The following is a 19035-nucleotide window of genomic DNA, read 5'->3' as shown; positions in this document are numbered from 1 at the left end:
AGCTCGACGCTGATATAACGCAAATCTCGTGGCGGGATGGAAACGGGACGAAAGGCGTGGCGAACATCCTTGTTATCGATCTCGGCGATCAGCAGTTCACCATGCAGATATCGGGGAACACCATTCCAACCTTATCCACCGCCGGGAAATACAATTCCTTCGTAAATTCTATTACCAGTGAGAAACCGCTGACGTTCGGATTTTTCGGTCCCGACGAAAAAATCCCCCTCGATCGGATTATGAAACCGTCCGTCACGGAAAACGATCGCATTCTTGGAACCAACGGAAAGAACATCTTTGACGGTGGCGCGGGGAACGACCAGATTTCCGGCCAAGGCGGCAACGATATTCTCAAAGGCGGTGCTGGGAACGACAAGCTCTATGGTGGCGCGGGCCGTGACGAACTCCATGGCGGAGCGGGCAAGGACGTCTTCATATTCAAGTCGATAAAAGACTCCACGGTCGCAACGTCGGGGCGAGACACGATCAAGGACTTTTCCAGCAAGCAAGGCGACAAGGTCGATCTTAAAGCCATCGATGCGGATACGGCGACCAAAGGCAACCAAACCTTTGAGTTTATCGGAACGAAGGCATTTTCAGGTGATGCGGGAGAGCTGCGCTACATCAAGAAGGGCGGCGATACCATCATATTCGCCGACGTAAACGGCGACAAAAAAGCGGACTTTTCGATCCTCATCGATGCAAGTCTCACGCTGAAAGCTACCGACTTCATCCTATAGGAGTGACAGCCGAGCACGCATAACTTCCGCTCACATACAAGAATCTTCCGCTATCTGTGATTGCATACGTAACTTTCGCGCAAGAATTATCCGCTATCCCCTTTATCATGGATAATCGCGGAGCACGAACATGTCGTTCGACAACAAATGGATCAACATCAATTACTGGTTCAATGGGCTGCGAGGAAATTTCACCGATTCATTTCACCAATGGGGTGACCAATATCCGGGTTGGGGCCGCAAATTAGTCGGTCAGGGTCTTGAACTGACAAATTTTGATACGCTCAGCCCCAATAAAAATCCGTCCAATTGGGAGCAGACCACCGGCATATTCAGTATGGACTTTGGTGGGAAAAGCCTGAGCATAAAATTCTACGACATCGGCCTATTCAAATACTATTTGTGGAACGGCCCCGCTTTTAGTGACGTAGATAACAATCTACCTCCCATTATCGGCTTTAAGCTGAATACTAACATGAGCTTTCTGGATGAGTCTGACATAAAAATATATGACGATGGGAATACGGTGCTGATCGATTGGCATTGGGGGACGTTTGATAAATCAACATTCGTTCAGTTAGATTTTACTTTTGCGAATGTTATCAATGGTTCTTCCGGGAACCGGGTCATCAAGGGGACTAAAGCGGTCGATTACATCACTGCGGGAAAAGGCGCGGACGTGATAAGCGGGGGCAAAGATGCCGATGTTTTCATCTTCCGGAAGGGAGATAGCGGGAACACCAAGAAGAAGGCTGACTTGATTACAGACTTTAACGCAAAGCAGGGTGATAAGATCGATCTGCAAAAATGGGATGCAGACACGACGAGCAAGGGCGTTCAAGACTTCGATTTTATCGGGAAACATAAATTCACGAAAGAAGCCGGCGAACTCCGTTACGAAAAGAGCGGATCAGAAACCCTGCTGATGGGCGATACAAACGGCGACGGGAAGAGTGATTTCTTTATCCGATTCAAGGGTCATATTACGTTCACAGATGATCTCCTTTTGCTCTGACGTGCGATAGCCCATGCGGAATTATATATAAAATTTCTCCGCGGCGGCTAATGCATTAAGGTTGCCTTGATCCCATCACATGTTTGGTCCTGACCTCTGCCTAAGCTTCTGGCGCGGTCTTTCCCCATCCTGCGCCAATTTCGGGCCGGATGATTGACGATATAGCAACGCCATATCCTTGGTGTGCAGCCTCCGCGTATGGTCGATTTCCCGCTGTAAGCGGCGGCGTTCGTCAAGCTGGCGCTCGATGAGGGTCTGCTTTTCCCGTGCGTCCCGCTCGGCGGCATGCTTGGTTTCCCGCTCGTTCTGATCGTGCAGCTTGGCGGCTTGGCCCGTCAGGCGATCCCACAGGCCGCGAAGGCCGCGCCGGAAGCGGGTGCCGCGCTCTACCGCTTCTTTTATCCATCGGTCATCCTGCGCCGCCTGTAGCGCCCGTCTATCCGCACGGTGACGGTCGGCCATGGCGCGCCGCTTGGCCTCGACACCCTGCGCCGCCTGCGCAAAGTCCGACGCGGCGGAATCAATAAAGCCGGTCAGCTTGTCGCGCACCAGCCCGGCGATTTTGGCTTGTGCCTCTTCCACGGACGGAAGGGCGGAGACATCGCCCATGCGGGCGACCACATCATTGGTCTTGACGTTCACCCACCGCGCTACGGCATAAATCTCGCCATGAACATCGAGCGCGACCACGGCGCGGCGATCCCCGCGCGCGAGATAATAGCCGCGCTCTTCCATGGCATGCGTGAACGCCTTGCCGGAGTCGGCGGCAGACCAGCATTGTTGAAACAGTCCCTTGATGTCGCGCGGGTCTTGTTTCGTGCGTTTCGCTTGAAACCACTCTTTCCGGTCGAAGTTTAGCGGATTGCGCATTGACGCATCGACCAGACCGTCCGGCATTTGCCATCTGTGTTGGACAAAAAGCTGGCGGGATACGTCGCGCAGTTTCAGCTTGGTATGCGGCAGGTTAACCGCCGTCATGGTGTCCGCGTCGATCCGTGACCAGACGCAATGCGCATGCCGCCGCCCCTGTTTCTCATGGAAGACAATGACGCGGGGCTGGCCGGACAGGCCGAGCTTATGTTCGATGGCGTCGATGGCATCTTCGAAGACCTTCACCGGCACATTTTCCGCCGCTGGCGGGCTTAGGGACAGTGAATAGAGGAACTGGGTACATTTCGTGCCGCGAGAAATGGCATGCGCTTCCTTGAACGCGCCCGCGACGGTTTCAGAGATGAAGCCCCGTATCTCGTGGATTTCCACATGCTCGTTTTCGGGCTTCATGAGGTGGCGGGCAAGATCGCCATGCCCGCCGCGCTGGCTACCGTTCAGGATCATGCGCCCCCCCTTCCGGCAGGCCGAGCGCGGCCAACAGATCGCCCCGCATGGCCGACACGGCGGCGCAGGCCGCAACAATCTCGCTTTCCGTTTCCGGCGTGACCGGCAGCGCGCCGATATGCACCGCCTTGGCAAGCTGATTGAGATTGCTCGACAGGCGCGACTGGCCGAGCACGGCCAGTACCCGCGCCAGCGCCGTATCGTCTTTGAGCGGGGCCGAACGGCGCTTTTGCCGGACATCCGCGCCGAGGATCAGGCTACGGATATAGATGCCGAGCGGCACATCGCCCGCCCGCTCAATCAGCAGGCGCTTTTCGTCATCCGTCAGCCGCAGGGTAAAGTTCTTCGCCTCGGGGCGGCTTTTACGCCTCTTGCCGCCAAGTTTCGGAAAATCGTCCATGGCCGCACCTCACAATGAGGGCGGCGCAGGGCGGCGGGCCAGCGACGTATCTTTTAGAATTTGCTCCCAATCGGCTAATTCGCTAAAGATTTGGTTCAGGGTGTCGCCGCTGGGGCGCACCATTTTGTTTCGCCGTGGCGCTATCCTGAAATTCTTCTCTTGAGATCTTCGCCACTTGGATGACTATTTTATAAAAATTCAGCAGCAAAAAGCGCTCCATCTGGTGGTGGAATCGCCGGCCACTTCGGCCAATTGCCGTTTCAAAGGCAAGTGCTCCCTCGGGGCGTTCAGCTATGTCGGCGCAGGGTCTGCCGTTTCGAACACGGATATCGGCCGATACTGCTCCATCGCCACCGGCGTGCAAATCAGCCCGACGAGCCATCCCACCGACCGTTTCACCACCCATCTGATCGCATTTGCGAACAAAGGGCCCTTCGGCGAATCCGCCGAATTCAACAGGATCGTCGGCGGTCCCAGGCTCAACAATGGAAAGCTCCCGCGGACCGTCGTTGGGCATGACGTCTGGATCGGGGCGAACTCCATCATCAAAAGGGGTCTGTCCATCGGGCATGGTGCCATCGTCGGCGCGGGCGCCGTGGTAACAAGGGATGTCGCCCCCTACGAGATCGTCGGAGGCGTTGCAGCAAAGCGGATCCGTTCCAGGTTTGACGAGGAAACGGTGAACCGGTTGTCGGCCCTGGAATGGTGGCTCTATGATTTAAGCCGATGCGGCCTGGCCGACGCCGAACGCGAGCATGTGCAAAGATTTCTGGACAAGATGGAAACTCTCAAAGCCAACGGAGCACTTTGCCGGTTGAGTCCGCACACGCTTCTTTTTAAGGATGACGCAAGCGAGCCGGTGCAGCCGATCTACCCCTAGGTCGAAACCGGCTTCAAGCAACACATCTGTCGCAAGGCGACAGAACACCGAATAGCGGCGCGGAAGCATTTTGCGGAGGAACGGACGTGGCGGCAGGCAGGCAGGCGGTTTCGAAGGTGACGGTCGAAAAGCGCATCGACGGAAAGTACTTCTTCACGCTCACCTTCCGCGGCGTCACCTATCCGGTCAAGGGTCCGTTCGCCAATCCGATGCTGGCGGCCGCCGCCGGCCAGGCCACGCTCAAGGCGATGGAAGCGCGGGCCGCGTCACCCAAGGCCTGAGGCCACGCCCATTACGACGACACTGTCATATTTTTCAGATGCGCATGCCGTAAAGGCATGCGACAAAGACCGGCCCTGTGCGCCTCACGCGCTCAAGGCTACTCTAAAAGATGCGGATCGGCGGCATGGCGCGTACTTTCAATTCCCTCTCCTTCGTCGCCTCGCAGGCGCCCGAAGCGCAGGAAGCGCGCGATGAGCTGGTGTCGATCTATGGCAACGCCGATCCGGAAGAGTCGGACGTCATCGTGGCGCTCGGCGGCGATGGTTTCATGCTGCAGACGCTGCATACGACGATGAACACCGGCAAGCGGGTCTATGGCATGAACCGCGGCTCCATCGGCTTCCTGATGAACCGCTACGACCCGAAGGACCTGCTGGACCGTATCGAGGGTGCTGCGGAAAACGCCTTCCGGCCGCTGGAGATGATCACCAACGATGCGAGCGGCCTCGAGCGCCGGGCGCTGGCGATCAACGAGGTCTACCTGTTCCGCCAGTCCTACCAGGCGGCGAAGCTGCGCGTCAGCGTCGACGGGCGGGTGCGGCTGGAGGAATTGATCTGCGATGGCCTGCTGCTGGCGACGCCAGCCGGCTCGACGGCCTACAACCTTTCCGCCCATGGCCCCATCCTGCCGCTGGAGGCGCCGCTGCTGGCGCTCACCCCCGTCAGCCCCTTCCGGCCCCGCCGCTGGCGCGGCGCGCTGCTGCCGAACAAGGTGACGGTGGAGATCCAGGTGCTGGAGGCGGAGAAGCGGCCGGTCAATGCGGTGGCCGACAATACCGAGGTGAAATCCGTGACCTCGGTGCGCATCGCCGAATCGGCCGGCCTTTCCGCGCATATCCTGTCCGATCCGGATCATTCCTGGTCCGACCGGATTCTCGCCGAACAGTTCGATTATTGACACTGTCACCCAGCTTCGGGACAGGAGTTTTGCCATGACCCGGCACGTACTTGCCGCCGCCCTCGCCCTCGTCTTTCTCGCCGGAGCGCCCGCCTGGGCCGAAGGCGAACCGCCGGTCGCGGAAACCATCACCTTCGTCGTCAGCACCGGTTTCTGGGAAGAACCGGTCGAAGAGGGAGAAGAGGCCACCGCCAAGCAGGAAACGGCCGGGGCGACCAAGCCGGCCGAGATGCGCCGCGGTTATTACAAGCTGATCGCTATGCGCCAGCCGGACGGCACGGCCGAGGTCCATCTCCAGCAGATCGAGGCCACTTCCAGCGGCCCGAAGATCGCGTCGTCGACGGTGCTGGACGAGTTTTCGGCGATGAAACCCTATGTGACCGACATACGGCCGGAAAATTCCTCGGGAATCACCACCCAGCCGGGGCTGTTCGCCACGGTCTACCTGAAGACCGACCCGAAGGCCGCGGAGCCGGAAAGCTGGACCGTGCTGATCGACGATCTCGGCGAGATCAAGATCGAGCGGGCGACCAACTGAAAACGGGCGCCGAAGCGCCCGTTCCGATTTCATTTTCTGAAGTGCTTAATTCAGGTCGTCGACGACGGCGTCGGCGCCGCCGTTCACCCGGTGGGCAAGGGCTGCTTCCATGAACTCGTTGAGTTCGCCGTCGAGCACGTCCGATGGGGCCGTGCTTTCGACGCCGGTGCGCATGTCCTTGACCAGCTGATAAGGCTGGAGGACGTAGGAGCGGATCTGGTGGCCCCAGCCGATATCCGACTTGGAGGCCGCTTCGGCGTTGGCGGCCTCTTCGCGCTTCTTCAGCTCCGCTTCGTACATGCGGGCGCGCAGCATGTCCCAGGCCTTGGCGCGGTTCTTGTGCTGTGAGCGTTCCTGCTGGCAGGCGACGACGATGCCGGTCGGGATATGCGTGATGCGCACGGCCGAATCGGTCGTGTTGACGTGCTGGCCGCCGGCGCCCGACGAGCGATAGGTGTCGATGCGGCAGTCGCTCTCGTTGATCTCGATGACGATCGAGTCGTCGATGACCGGATAGACCCAGATCGACGAGAACGAGGTGTGACGGCGCGCATTGCTGTCATAGGGCGAGATGCGGACCAGGCGGTGCACGCCCGATTCGGTCTTCAGCCAGCCATAGGCATTGTGGCCCTTGACGAGAAGCGTCGCGGACTTGATGCCCGCCTCTTCGCCGTCATGCACTTCCAGCAGCTCGACCTTGTAGCCCGAACGCTCGGCCCAGCGGGTATACATGCGCAACAGCATGTTCGCCCAATCCTGGCTTTCCGTGCCGCCGGCGCCGGAATGCACTTCGAGATAGGTGTCGTTGCCGTCGGCCTCGCCGGAGAGCATGGCCTCGACCTGCTTGCGCGCGGCCTCGTTGCGCACAGCCTTGAGCGTATCCTCGGCGTCCTTGACGATCGCCGCGTCGCCCTCTTCCTCACCGAGCTCGATGAGCTCGATGTTGTCCTTAAGCTGCTGCTCGATGGCCTTGACGCCATTTATGCCCTCGTCCAGCTGCTGGCGCTCGCGCATCAGCTTCTGGGCCTCCTGGGCATCGTTCCAGAGGTTGGGGTCCTCTGCCTTGTTGTTCAACCAGTCCAGTCGTCTTACCGCCTGATCCCAGTCAAAGATGCCTCCTCAGCAGGCTTATGGCCTGCTTGATTTCGTCGACGACGTTCTCGATTTCCGCGCGCATGTCCGCCTTCTTCTTCGATGCCAATTCGGTGGCCGTGAAATAGAGAGGGCGGGCGCGGATGTAAAGCCCCGCGCCCGCCCTCGCAAATGGATCGTCCGTGGATCAGAACAGGCCGCCGCTGCCGCCGGTCACGGCCTGGTTGGCCTGCGGCGAGTTCTTCAGGATTTCCTCGGGGCTGGCGAATTCCTCGCCGCCGATGACCGAGAAGACGTCGGCCGGGCCCGTGCCGGGCTTGAAGGCTTCCATGATCGTGTCCGGCTGGCCTTCGGAGGCCTGCATACCGGTCTTGCGGTTGACCGCGATGAACTGCATGCCTTCCGGCACGATAAACTTCGTCGGGCGGGTGCCTTCGAGAGCCGCCTGCATGAACTCGTTGAAGATCGGCGCCGAGAGCGAGCCGCCGGTGGCACCACGGCCGAGCGGGGCCGGATTGTCGAAGCCGATATAGAGGCCGGCGACGAGGTCCGGCGTGTAGCCGACGAACCAGGCGTCCTTTTCGTCGTTGGTCGTGCCGGTCTTGCCGGCCGTCGGGCGATCGAGCTTGATCTTGCCGGCGGCGGTGCCGCGCGTGACGACGCCTTCCATCATCGAGGTGATCTGGTAGGCCGTCATCGGGTCGAGCACCTGCTCGCGGTTGTCGACCAGCGTCGGCTCTTCCTGCTTTTCCCAGTCGTTGGCGTTGCAGTTCTCGCAGCTGCGCTCTTCGTGGCGGAAGATCGTCTTGCCGTAGCGGTCCTGGATGCGGTCGATCAGCGAGGGCTTGATCTGCTTGCCGCCGTTGGCGAGCACCGAATAGGCCGAAACCATGCGCAGCACGGTCGTCTCGCCGGAGCCGAGCGACATGGAGAGCACCGGATACATCTTGTCGTAGATGCCGAAACGCTCGGCATATTCGGCAACCAGGTTCATGCCCATGTCGTTGGCAAGCCGCACGGTCATCAGGTTGCGCGAGCGCTCGATGCCGAGGCGCAGCGTCGAGGGGCCGGCCGAGCCGCCGCCGTAGTTCTGCGGGCGCCAGACCTGCCCGCCGGCGACGATCTCGATCGGCGCGTCCATGATGACGGATGCGGGCGTATAGCCGTTGTCGAGCGCTGCCGCGTAGACGAAGGGCTTGAAGGACGAGCCCGGCTGGCGCATCGCCTGCGTCGCGCGGTTGAATTCCGACTGGGCGTAGGAGAAGCCGCCGACCATGGCGAGAACGCGGCCGGTATGCGGGTCCATGGCGACGAGGCCGCCCTGCGCCTTCGGCGGCTGGCGCAGGCGATAGCCGCCGGCCTCCAACGGCTCGACATAGACGACATCACCGACCGTGAAGACGCCGGACGGCGATTTCGCCGTCTTGCGGTCGCCCTTGGCCGAGCGATAGGCCCATTTCATGTTTTCCGCCTCGATGCGGCCGGTCACGCGCTCCTCGACGACCTTGCCGGAGGCTTCCTTGCTCGGCTGGAGGCCGATATCGGCGCCGGTCTCGTCCACGGAGAGCACGACGGCGAGCTTCCATTCCGGCACGTCGCCAAGGGCATCCACCTTGGCAAGCTCGATGCCCCAATCCCCGCCGATCTCGATCGTCTTGACCGGGCCGTGGAAGCCGCGGCGTTCGTCATAGGTCAGCAGGCCATGCTGCAGGGCCTTGCGGGCCGCGACCTGGATGCGCGGATCGAGCGAGGTGCGCACCGAGAGACCACCTTCGTACAGCGCATTGTCGCCATAGCGCTCGATGATCTGGCGGCGGACCTCTTCGGAGAAATATTCCGAGGCGAAGAGATAGGAACCACGGTGGCGCGGCGTGACGCCGAGCGGCTGGGCTTTCGCGTCCGCGCCGTCGCTCTGCGTGACGTAGCCGTTCTCGACCATGCGGTCGATGACCCAGTTGCGGCGCTCGATGGCAGCCTCCGCGCGGCGGAAGGGATGGTAGTTCGACGGGCCCTTCGGCAGAGCCGCGAGATAGGCGGTCTCGGCGATGGTGAGTTCGGTAACGGACTTGTCGAAATAGGTGAGTGCGGCGCCGGCAATGCCGTAGGAATTCAAACCGAAGAAGATCTCGTTCAGGTACAGTTCGAGGATGCGGTCCTTCGAATAGGCCTGCTCGATACGGAAGGAGAGGATCGCTTCCTTGACCTTGCGGTCGATGGTCTGGTCGGAGGAGAGCAGGAAGTTCTTCGCGACCTGCTGGGTGATCGTCGAGGCACCGACCGGGCGGCGGCCCGAGCCCATGTTCTGCACGTTGACCACGATGGCGCGGAACAGGCCCGTCACGTCGACGCCGGGATGCTGGTAGAAATTCTTGTCTTCGGCGGAGAGGAAGGCGGCCTTCACCCGGTCCGGGATCGCCTGGATCGGCAGGTAGAGGCGGCGTTCGCGGGCATATTCGGCCATCAGCGCGCCGTTGCCGGCATGCATGCGCGTCGTCACCGGCGGCGCATAGCTGTTCAACACCTCATAATCTGGGAGATCCTTGGTGACACTTCCGAGATAGAGCGCGACCACGGCCGCCAGGCCGAGGAAGAAGACGGCGCCAATCCCGAAGAAATATCCAATCAGTCTGATCATGAGCCAGTTACCGATGCCTTATGTCTTATAATTTCATCGGGCAGACCCGCTGCCCGGCCTTGCGCCGCCCAGTCTTCCAGTCAAAGACGAGTCGCCCCCATTTTCTCGCTCCCGTCTAGCGATCGGAATGTGAGGAAAATAGGGCTTACAGCATGCATCCCGGCTTCGCCACCGCACAATGGCGACCGCTGTCACTTTTCCGGCACAGCGACCCTAACACGTTCCCCGCCCGCGCGCTTCCGGCATCGCGTGAAAAGCTTAACCGCCGTTGGCGACGACGGTCGAGCGGTACTCGTCCACGGCCTTGGCGACGAGGCCCGCGACCTTCTTCTGCCAGGCCGGATCGACCAGCAGCTTTTCGTCGTCCTTGTTCGACATGAAGCCGAGTTCCAGCAGGATCGACGGCACGTCCGGCGCGGTCAGCACGCGAAAGCCGGCATGGCGGTGCGGATTGTTGATCAGCAGCACCTCGTTCTTGAAATTGCCGACGATGCTCTGGGCGAGATTGATGGAAAAGGCCTGCGTCTCGCGCCGCGTCAGGTCGAGCAGGATATCGGCGACCTCGGCCGGCTCGTCGACGAAGGAGATGCCGGCGATCTGGTCGGAGAGGTTTTCGCGCTCGGCGAGGCTGGCGGCGAGGCTGTCGGAGGCCTTGTCGGAAATCGTGTAGACCGTCGCGCCGCGAATATCCTTCTGCCGCAGCGTATCGGCATGGATGGAGATGAGCAGGTTTGCGCCCTCGTTGCGGGCAAGCTGCACGCGCTGCGAGAGCGAGAGGAACTCGTCCTTGTCGCGCGTCAGGATGGCACGCGTGCCCGGCAGCTTGTTCAGCGCCCCGGCGAGCTCGCGCGCGAAGGCGAGCGTGACATGCTTCTCCTCCGTCTTGGTGACGCCGCCGCGCGCGCCGTTGTCGATGCCGCCATGGCCGGCGTCGACCGCGATCACGAACGGGCCTTCCGCCCTGCTGCCGGGCAGCATGACGGGTGCCTGCTCGCCGGTCGTGGTTGCGGAGGCCTCCTGCCAGCTCTGCTTTTCCATATTCGCCTGGAAGACCTGGTCGGTGACGATCGCGGTGTCGACGACCAGGCGGTAGCTTGTCGCCCCCTGCTCTTCCTGCACTTCGGCGAGCACGACGCCGATCGGCCGCGAGGCGGTCAGCACGATGCGCGAGCGACCGGCGGCCATGGTGCCGTAGCGAATATCGGAAAAGATGCCGCGCGCCTCCAGTTCCTCCGTCTTGATGCCGAAGTCGGTTTCCGGCAGGTCGATCAGCACGCGGTAGGGGTTGGCGACGTAGTGGACCTTGAATTCCGGCTTGCGATCGAAATCGATGACCAGGCGGGTGCGCGCGTCGTCGCCGGCAATGCGCGCGGCAAAGGCGAGCAGCGGCGCGGCCGAGGCGGACGCGGCAAGCGCCGGCGTGACGATCGCCACACAGATAAGCGCGGCGATCAAGCCGGCGAAGGTGCGAAACGAATGTTCAGTCAGGACGCGTAGCATCACCCGGACAGCCCTCAAACGCGTGGAGACCGCGCGATGCGGTGCAGGACAAGGCCCATAGATGCCCTCTTATGGTTAACGAAAGCTTGGCGCGCCGGGAGACCGGCGGACGAAGGGGCCACGATCACCGCAAATCCATCAAGATTATGACGCTTTTGGCTTTTCCCTTGCCATTGTGACATATCCGCCATAAAAGCAAGATCAGGGAAAAAGATCAGACGGGATAGAATCGCCTTGAGCAGGCAGCCACTCCTTCGGGACTTGGCGCCGAACCGGGCCTTCATCCGCCGTCATCCCACTTTTTCCCGGCCGATTAGATCGCGTAAACCGGCGGTGGCCGGAACAGTCAAGGTGGATTTCCACCAAACGCTCTTACCCAAGGGCAATTTCATCGGACCTTTCAAAGGTCTATGGCACTGGCATTCTCGTTGGACGTTGATGTTGTCACAGCGGATTATCTCAGAGGGTAACAGGCACCGGGACGCTCGCGTACCGACCTCCCTCCGTCCGCTAACCCCTCACCGGAGCCTGACGGGAACTTACATATTCGGCGCAGCCCTCTCCTCTCCCGGCACCTCCCTTTCAGGGAACGGTTCGCCGACAGGAGCGCGCATGCGCCGAGGAGCACAACTTACATGGCAGAGAAAATGCTTATCGACGCGTCTCACGCTGAGGAGACGCGCGTCGTTGTCGTACGCGGAAACCGCATAGAAGAATTCGACTTCGAATCCGAACACAAGAAACAGATCCGCGGCAATATCTACCTCGCCAAGGTCACGCGCGTCGAGCCGTCGTTGCAGGCGGCCTTCGTCGACTACGGCGGCAACCGCCACGGCTTCCTGGCCTTCGCCGAAATCCACCCGGATTATTACCAGATCCCGCTCGCCGATCGCCAGGCCCTGCTCAGGGCCGAGGCGGAAGAGCACCGTCGCGACGACGATATCGAACAGGTCGAAACCGGAACCGACCTTTCCGACGATTCGGAAACGGACGCCGCTGAAACCGAGGCTGTCGTTGAGGCAGCGCCGGTCGAGGTTACAGCCGAGGCCGAGGTGGTCGAAGCAGCCGCCGATCTTGCGGAAGAAGCCCCGGCCGAAAAGCCGAAGAAGCCGCGCCGCACGCGCAAGGCCAAGGCAAAGACCGAGGATGCGCCGGCAGCCGAAGAGGCCGCCGCCCCCGCGGAAGGCAGCGACGACGAGACGCCCGGCGGCGCGATGGCCATGGCCGTCGATGCCGACGAAATCTCCGAGCCGTCCGAGCGCAAGCGCGGCCGTCGCCGTCGCGATGACGACGACGATGATGACGATCATTCCGGCGAGGAAAAGGAAGTCATCGAATCCGTCGGCGCCGAAGACGCGATGGAAGAGGTTCCGGACCGCGTGCAGCGCAAGCCGCGCAAGCAGTACCGCATCCAGGAAGTCATCAAGCGCCGGCAGATCCTGCTCGTGCAGGTCGCCAAGGAAGAGCGCGGCAACAAGGGCGCTGCTCTCACCACCTATCTGTCGCTTGCCGGCCGCTACTCGGTTCTCATGCCGAACACGGCGCGCGGCGGCGGCATTTCCCGCAAGATCACCGCCCTCCAGGACCGCAAGCGCCTGAAGGAAATCGCCCGCAGCCTGGAAGTTCCGCAGGGCATGGGCGTCATCCTGCGCACCGCCGGCGCCAACCGCACCAAGGTCGAGGTCAAGCGCGACTTCGAATACCTGATGCGCCTGTGGGAGAACGTGCGCACGCTGACGCTCGCCTCCACGGCCCCCTGCCTCGTCTACGAGGAAGGCTCGCTCATCAAGCGCTCGATCCGCGACCTTTACAACAAGGACATCAGCGAGATCGTCGTTGCCGGCGAGGAAGGCTACAAGGAAGCCAAGGGCTTCATGAAGATGCTGATGCCGAGCCATGCGAAGGTCGTCCAGCCTTACCGCGACGTGCATCCGATCTTCTCGCGCTCGGGCATCGAAGCGCAGCTCGACCGTATGCTGCAGCCGCAGGTGACGCTGAAGTCCGGTGGCTACATCATCATCAACCAGACCGAGGCGCTCGTCTCGATCGACGTCAACTCCGGCCGCTCGACGCGCGAACACTCCATCGAGGACACCGCGCTCCAGACGAACCTGGAGGCCGCCGAAGAAGTGGCGCGCCAGCTTCGCCTGCGCGACCTTGCCGGCCTCGTCGTCATCGACTTCATCGACATGGAGGAGAAGCGCAACAACCGCTCCGTCGAGAAGCGCCTGAAGGACCACCTCAAGAACGACCGCGCACGCATCCAGGTCGGCCGCATCTCGCATTTCGGCCTGCTCGAAATGTCGCGCCAGCGCATCCGTGCATCCGTTCTCGAATCGACCATGCAGGTCTGCCCGCATTGCAACGGCACGGGCCACATCCGCTCGCAGTCGTCGGTCGCGCTGCATGTGCTGCGCGGCATCGAGGAATATCTCCTCAAGAACACCACGCACAACATCTCCGTGCGCACGACGCCGGACATCGCGCTCTACCTGCTCAACCACAAGCGCGGCACGATCATCGATTATGAAAACCGCTTCGGCGTGCAGATCATCATCGAGGCGGATGCCCATGTCGGCGCGCAGCATTTTGCGATCGACCGCGGCGAAGCCGTCGAGAATCCGGTCAAGATCGAGCAGATCCTGCATTTCGAGCCCGAGCCGGAAGACGATGACGTCGTGATCGAGGAGGAGATCGACGAGGAAGACGAGGAAGAAGCACGCCCGGCCGCTGCCGCGCAGGCCTCTGCCCCGACCGCGTCGTCTGCCGATGATGGCCGCAAGCGCAAGCGCCGCCGCCGCCGTCGTGGTCGCCGTGAGAATGGCGACGGCCCCGATACCGCTTCCTTCGGTGGCGAACAGGCCGGCGACGAAGACGAGCTTGAGGACGACGAGGCCGAGGGCGACGAGGCTGCGGATGCAACCGATGTTGACGCCCAGGCCGGCGAAACTTCCGAGCAGCGCCGCAAGCGCCGCCGTCGCGGCAAGCGCGGCGGCCGCCGCAACCGTCCCGAGGACGGTTCGGTCGAAGCCGGTGCCGAAGCTAGCGAGGATGGTGACGACGCCGATGCGGACGAAGCCGATGAGGTGACGCGCGTCGAAACGGACGTTGCCGAAGTCGCAGTGGTTGCCGAGGAAGCACCGGCCGAGGCCGTTGCCGAAGAGCTACCTGCCAAGCCGAAGCGTGCCCGTCGCAGCCGTGCGAAGGCCGTCGAGGAAGCCGTCACCGACGAAGCTGCCCGCAGCGAAATCGAGGCCCAGCCCGTAGCTGCGACCGTCGCGGCGGTGGTGGAAGAGGACGTGACGCCGGTGGAACCGGAAGTCGAGGGGGCCGCGGCCGATCTCGAAGAGCCGGCCAGGCCCGTGCGCGCCAACCGCGACCTCTCGAAGATCGCCTCGCAGCCGGTGGTCAAGTCTTCGACGGCCAAGGAAAGCGCGCCGGACGACGACCCGGAAAAGCCCAAGAAGGGCGGCTGGTGGCAGCGCCGCGGCTTCTTCTAAGAAGCTCGCTTCCTTGAGAAATCCGAAGGCCCGGCATTGTCCGGGCCTTTTTCTTGCCCGCTTGAATCGGGTGGTTCCTTGCCTGCCCTTCTGCGACACCCGCGGTCGTCAGAAACCAGCAAGGGAGAAACCCATGACCCGTCTTACCGACAAGGTCGCCATCATCACCGGCGCAAGCTCCGGCATCGGCCGCGCCGCGGCGCTGCTTTTCGCCGAGCAGGGCGCGAGGCTCGTGCTTTCCGCCCGCGGGCGCGATCGGCTGGACGCGGTTGCCGACGAGATCCGCTCGGGCGGCGGCGCCGTCGTCACCGTTGCCGGCGACGTCAGCGAGGAAGCGCATCACCGGGCGCTGGTCGATGCGGCGCAGAATGAATTCGGTGGCCTCGACATCGCCTTCAACAATGCCGGCACCACCGGGCCGGTCGGGGCGCTGCCCGATCTCGCCCTCGCGGACTGGCAAAACGTGCTCGGCGTCAACCTGACCAGCGGCTTCCTCGCCGCCAAATACCAGCTGCCGGCCATGGAAGCGCGCGGCGGTGTCATCGTCTTCACCTCCACTTTCGTCGGCTACACGGCGGGCTTTCCGGGGCTTGCGGCCTATGCGGCGTCGAAGTCGGGCCTGATCGGCCTCGTGCAGGTGCTCGCCTCCGAATACGGCACCAAGGGTATTCGGGTGAATGCGCTGCTGCCGGGCGCCACGGACACGCCGATGGGGCGGGAGGTGGCGAATACACCGGAGGCACGCCAGTTCATCGCCGGGCTCAATGCCTTCAAGCGCATCGCGGCCCCGGAGGAGATCGCGCAGGCCGCGCTTTTCCTCTGCTCGGACGCGTCCAGCTTCACCACCGGAACAGCCATGCTGGTCGATGGCGGCGTTTCGATCAACCGGGTCTGAGACAGTGATTCACCTGCCTGCGGGATCGATTCCGCTTGCCGCCGTAAGCGCCTGAAACGGAATCGCTTTCCGCGATCAGGCCAGCCAGCGCGCGAGGCGGTCGACCGCCTCGTTCATCTCCTCGAAGGAGCCGGCATAGGAGAAGCGCATCGTGTGCTGGCCATCCTTCGGGTCGAAGTCGATGCCGGGCGTCGCCGCGACATCGGTTTCGGCCAGCATGCGGCGGGCAAACGCCATGCTGTCATTGGTGAAGCGGCTAACATCGACATAGGCGTAGAAAGCGCCGTCCATCGGCGAGGCGATGGAGAAGCCGAGTTCCGGCAGGCGCCTGACCAGGAAGTCGCGGTTCACCCGGTAGGCGTCGCGATAGACGTTCAGCTCCGCCTCGGCGCCGAGTGCGGCCTCAGCCGCGATCTGCGACAGTTCCGGCGCGGAGATATAAAGACTCTGCGCGATGCGTTCGACCGGGCGCACCAGCGCTTCCGGCAGCACCATCCAGCCGATGCGCCAGCCGGTCATGCAATAATATTTCGAAAACGAGTTGATGATCACCGCCTCGTCGCCGAATTCCAGCGCCGTCGCTTCTTCGCCGACGAAGGTGAGGCCGTGATAGATCTCGTCCGAGATGAAGGCGATGCCGCTGTCGCGGCAATAGGCGGAGAGTGCCGCCAGATTGGCGCGGCCGGTCACCGTGCCGGTCGGGTTTGCCGGGCTTGCCAGCAGCACGCCGTCGATGCGGCCATGGGCCTCCAGAGCTTCGGGCGTCAGCGTGAAGCCGTTGTCCGCATCGACCTCGATCTCCACCGTCTCGATACCGAGCGCCGCCAGGATGTTGCGATAGGCCGGATAACCGGGGCGCGCGATGGCGACGCGGTCGCCGGCATCGAAGAGCGCGAGGAAGGCCAGGTTGAAGCCGGCCGAGGAGCCTGTGGTGATGGCGATTCGGCCCGGGTCGACGGAAACACCGTGACGGCTTTTATAGAAATTCGAAATGGCGCGGCGGAGCGACAGCAGGCCGAGCGCATCCGTATAGCCGATGCGCCCGACATCGAGCGCGCGGCGGGCCGCTTCGCGCGCGGCTTCCGGCGCCGGATGCACCGGCTGGCCGACGGCCATGGAGATCACGGGGCGGCCGCTCGCGCGCCGCTTCGTCGCCTCGGCGAGCACGTCCATGGCGTGGAAGGGTTCGACGGCGCCGCGCGACGAGAGTTTCATGAGCCTGCCTTCCGCTTCTGAGATCGTGCCTGTGTGCCGCAACGCGCCCATATTCACAATCCCGCGAGGGCCGAAAATCTGCCGCTTTTGCCCTATCGTTTGCACATTGCCGGCCATAAGGTCGTTGAAAGCACCCACGTCCGCATTGACGCGCGGGTGCCGCCAATGGCACTCATCGGCGCATCACGACGAGGACAGCACAGACATGACATTCAAGACGAAGCTTGCGGCCACCGTCGCTCTCGCCCTTACGGTCGCAGCCCCCCTTCCCGCGCTCGCCCTCGACGATGCGCAGAAGAAGGAGATCGGCGAATTCATCAAGGAATATCTCGTCGAGAACCCGGAAATCCTGGTCGAAGTGCAGGAGGCCCTGCAGAAGAAGCAGGAGGCCCAGCAGCAGGCGAAGGCGCAGAGCGCGATCACCGATAACGAGAAGGCGATCTTCTCCTCGCCCTATGACATCGCGCTCGGCAATCCGAAGGGCGACGTCACGATCGTCGAATTCTTCGACTACAACTGCGGCTACTGCAAGCGCGCCCTCTCCGACATGGACGCGATCCTGAAGGAGGACAAGAACGTCCGCTTCGTGCTGAAGGAACTGCCGATTCTCGGCCCCGATTCGCTGGCCGCTCACAAGGTGAGCGCCGCCGTGCGCGATCTTTCGCCGGAAAAGTACGGCGAATTCCACCGCACGCTGCTTGGCGGCGAAGGCCGGGCGACGGAGGAAAGCGCCATCGCGCTTGCCGCCGGCATGGGGCTTTCGGAGGCGGACATCCGCAAGACGATGGCAGACAAGCCGCATGACGATGCCGTGCGCGAAGCCTATTCGCTGGCAAACGACCTCGGCATCACCGGCACGCCCTCCTATGTGCTTGGCCAGGAGATGATCTTCGGCGCGGTCGGTGCAGACGATCTGCGCGAAAAGATCGCCAATGTACGCGCCTGCGGCAAGGCGAGCTGCTGACAAGCGCCATCGTCTTGCCACTCTCATCCTGTTCAGCCTGTGCTGCTTGTGGACATCGCGCCTTTTGACCGGGAAAGCCCCTGCCCTTGGGGCTTTCCCTGCGGGAACCGCCGGTCTATAGGTAGTCCTCTATCCAGCATGCGGAATTGCGAATGGCTTCACCCCTTTTTGTGCTCAACGGCCCCAACCTGAACGCACTCGGCAAGCGCGAGCCCGGTATCTATGGCGGCCAGACGCTCGCCGATATCGAGGCGCTCTGCAAGGCCGAGGGCGAGAAGCTTGGCTTTGCCGTGGATTTCCGCCAGTCCAATCACGAAGGTGACCTGGTCGACTGGATTCATGAGGCCGGCGACACGGCCGCCGGTATCGCCATCAATGCCGGTGCCTATACCCACACCTCGATCGCGCTGCATGACGCCATCCGCGCCATCAAGATCCCGGTGGTCGAGTTGCACCTTTCGAATGTGCATGCCCGCGAAGACTTTCGGCACAAATCGATGATCGCGCCCGCTGTGAGGGGCGTCATCTGCGGTTTCGGCGCGCACAGCTACATCCTCGCGCTTCATGCGCTTTCGTCCATCACGACATAAGAAAAACCAGAGGCTCCTTTCATGGCTGACAAGAAAACCGGCATCGATCAGGCTCTGATCCGCGATCTCGCCAACATCCTCAACGAGACGGACCTGACCGAGATCGAAGTGGAGCAGGACGACCTGCGCGTCCGCGTCTCGCGTGCCGGCACCCCGCACTATGTCCAGGCGCCGGTCGCAGCCCCGGCCGCCTATGCCGCCCCGGCCGCAGCGGCAGCCGCACCGGTCGTCGTCGATGCGCGCAACAACAAGAACGCCGTCATGGCCCCGATGGTCGGAACGGCCTATCTCTCGCCCGCACCGGGCGCCCGCCCCTTCATCGAGGTCGGCGCGACGGTGAAAGAAGGCCAGACCATCCTCATCATCGAAGCCATGAAGACGATGAACCAAATCCCGGCGCCACGCTCGGGCAAGGTCACTGAAATCCTCGTGCAGGATTCGAGCCCGGTCGAATATGGCGAACCGCTGATCGTCATCGAATAAGGTGGCCCAGATGATCTCCAAAGTCCTCATCGCCAACCGCGGCGAGATCGCGCTCCGGGTCCTTCGGGCCTGC

18 protein-coding genes are annotated in these 19035 nt (G+C 62.3%); 12 read left to right on the top strand and 6 right to left on the bottom strand.

What is annotated here, in order from left to right; genetic code table 11:
- Together VGN93_RS00085 and VGN93_RS00080 are read left to right on the top strand one after the other, a co-directional pair.
- The coding region (locus VGN93_RS00085) for a M10 family metallopeptidase C-terminal domain-containing protein (protein WP_414713961.1) at positions 1 to 740 on the top strand (740 nt) is incomplete at its 5' end.
- 130 nt (positions 741 to 870) lie between these two features.
- On the top strand, positions 871 to 1755 hold the full coding sequence (locus VGN93_RS00080) for a M10 family metallopeptidase C-terminal domain-containing protein (protein ID WP_327505846.1): 885 nt from the start codon (positions 871 to 873) through the stop codon (positions 1753 to 1755).
- 75 nt (positions 1756 to 1830) lie between these two features.
- Here VGN93_RS00080 and VGN93_RS00075 read toward each other — a convergent pair whose 3' ends face one another.
- On the bottom strand, positions 1831 to 3090 hold the full coding sequence (locus tag VGN93_RS00075) for a relaxase/mobilization nuclease domain-containing protein (RefSeq protein ID WP_327505845.1): 1260 nt from the start codon (positions 3088 to 3090) through the stop codon (positions 1831 to 1833).
- Positions 3074 to 3490: a hypothetical protein gene (locus VGN93_RS00070; RefSeq protein ID WP_327505844.1), complete on the bottom strand. Its 417-nt coding sequence runs from the start codon at positions 3488 to 3490 to the stop codon at positions 3074 to 3076. The genes VGN93_RS00075 and VGN93_RS00070 overlap by 17 nt, the downstream gene beginning before the upstream one ends.
- Positions 3491 to 3665: 175 nt before the next feature.
- On the opposite strand from VGN93_RS00070, the gene VGN93_RS00065 reads away from it, so the two are divergent.
- From VGN93_RS00065 to VGN93_RS00050, 4 genes are all read left to right on the top strand, one after another.
- Entirely contained in the window at positions 3666 to 4370 is a 705-nt protein-coding gene (locus VGN93_RS00065) for a CatB-related O-acetyltransferase (RefSeq protein ID WP_327505843.1), read from the top strand.
- 86 nt (positions 4371 to 4456) lie between these two features.
- Positions 4457 to 4651 (top strand): hypothetical protein, encoded by a 195-nt coding sequence (locus tag VGN93_RS00060; protein ID WP_319312176.1) that lies wholly within the window; start codon positions 4457 to 4459, stop codon positions 4649 to 4651.
- Between the two features lie 125 nt (positions 4652 to 4776).
- Positions 4777 to 5550: an NAD kinase gene (locus VGN93_RS00055; RefSeq protein ID WP_319312174.1), complete on the top strand. Its 774-nt coding sequence runs from the start codon at positions 4777 to 4779 to the stop codon at positions 5548 to 5550.
- A gap of 34 nt (positions 5551 to 5584) precedes the next feature.
- A complete protein-coding gene (locus VGN93_RS00050; protein WP_327505842.1) occupies positions 5585 to 6088 on the top strand; it encodes a hypothetical protein in 504 nt (167 codons plus the stop codon).
- A gap of 45 nt (positions 6089 to 6133) precedes the next feature.
- Here VGN93_RS00050 and prfB read toward each other — a convergent pair.
- From prfB to VGN93_RS00035, 3 genes are all read right to left on the bottom strand, one after another.
- Positions 6134 to 7265 (bottom strand): peptide chain release factor 2 gene (prfB, locus tag VGN93_RS00045; protein WP_319312170.1). Its coding sequence is split into 2 segments (ribosomal slippage): positions 6134 to 7195 and positions 7197 to 7265, totalling 1131 coding nucleotides; the frame shifts between segments, so codons are not numbered across the junction.
- A gap of 102 nt (positions 7266 to 7367) precedes the next feature.
- Positions 7368 to 9815, bottom strand: a complete 2448-nt coding sequence (locus VGN93_RS00040) for a penicillin-binding protein 1A (RefSeq protein ID WP_319312168.1) — start codon at positions 9813 to 9815, stop codon at positions 7368 to 7370.
- A 258-nt stretch (positions 9816 to 10073) separates the two neighbouring features.
- A complete protein-coding gene (locus VGN93_RS00035) occupies positions 10074 to 11315 on the bottom strand; it encodes an N-acetylmuramoyl-L-alanine amidase (RefSeq protein WP_327505847.1) in 1242 nt (413 codons plus the stop codon).
- Positions 11316 to 11950: 635 nt separating this feature from the next.
- Between VGN93_RS00035 and VGN93_RS00030 the strand changes: the two genes are divergently transcribed.
- Both VGN93_RS00030 and VGN93_RS00025 read left to right on the top strand, forming a co-directional pair.
- Positions 11951 to 14815 carry a ribonuclease E/G gene (locus tag VGN93_RS00030; RefSeq protein WP_327505841.1) on the top strand — a complete coding sequence of 955 codons (2865 nt, stop codon included), beginning with the start codon at positions 11951 to 11953 and terminating at the stop codon, positions 14813 to 14815.
- Between the two features lie 133 nt (positions 14816 to 14948).
- Positions 14949 to 15710, top strand: a complete 762-nt coding sequence (locus VGN93_RS00025; RefSeq protein ID WP_327505840.1) for an SDR family oxidoreductase — start codon at positions 14949 to 14951, stop codon at positions 15708 to 15710.
- A gap of 75 nt (positions 15711 to 15785) precedes the next feature.
- Here VGN93_RS00025 and VGN93_RS00020 read toward each other — a convergent pair whose 3' ends face one another.
- Positions 15786 to 16925, bottom strand: a complete 1140-nt coding sequence (locus VGN93_RS00020; RefSeq protein ID WP_327505839.1) for a pyridoxal phosphate-dependent aminotransferase — start codon at positions 16923 to 16925, stop codon at positions 15786 to 15788.
- A 205-nt stretch (positions 16926 to 17130) separates the two neighbouring features.
- On the opposite strand from VGN93_RS00020, the gene VGN93_RS00015 reads away from it, so the two are divergent.
- From VGN93_RS00015 to VGN93_RS31260, 4 genes are all read left to right on the top strand, one after another.
- Entirely contained in the window at positions 17131 to 17889 is a 759-nt protein-coding gene (locus VGN93_RS00015; RefSeq protein WP_327505838.1) for a DsbA family protein, read from the top strand.
- Positions 17890 to 18041: 152 nt separating this feature from the next.
- Complete coding sequence (aroQ, locus tag VGN93_RS00010) at positions 18042 to 18479, top strand: type II 3-dehydroquinate dehydratase (RefSeq protein ID WP_327505837.1); 438 nt, start codon at positions 18042 to 18044, stop codon at positions 18477 to 18479.
- A 21-nt stretch (positions 18480 to 18500) separates the two neighbouring features.
- Positions 18501 to 18962, top strand: a complete 462-nt coding sequence (gene accB, locus VGN93_RS00005) for an acetyl-CoA carboxylase biotin carboxyl carrier protein (protein ID WP_327505836.1) — start codon at positions 18501 to 18503, stop codon at positions 18960 to 18962.
- 10 nt (positions 18963 to 18972) lie between these two features.
- Positions 18973 to 19035 (top strand): biotin carboxylase N-terminal domain-containing protein (locus VGN93_RS31260; RefSeq protein WP_414713963.1); only part of this gene is annotated, 63 nt, incomplete at its 3' end.

This window comes from Shinella sp. (genome assembly GCF_035998705.1).
In the GTDB taxonomy this organism is placed as follows: Bacteria; Pseudomonadota; Alphaproteobacteria; order Rhizobiales; family Rhizobiaceae; genus Shinella.
Note: the sequence above shows the minus strand (reverse complement) of the source record. Positions and strands in the feature narration are given on the sequence as shown.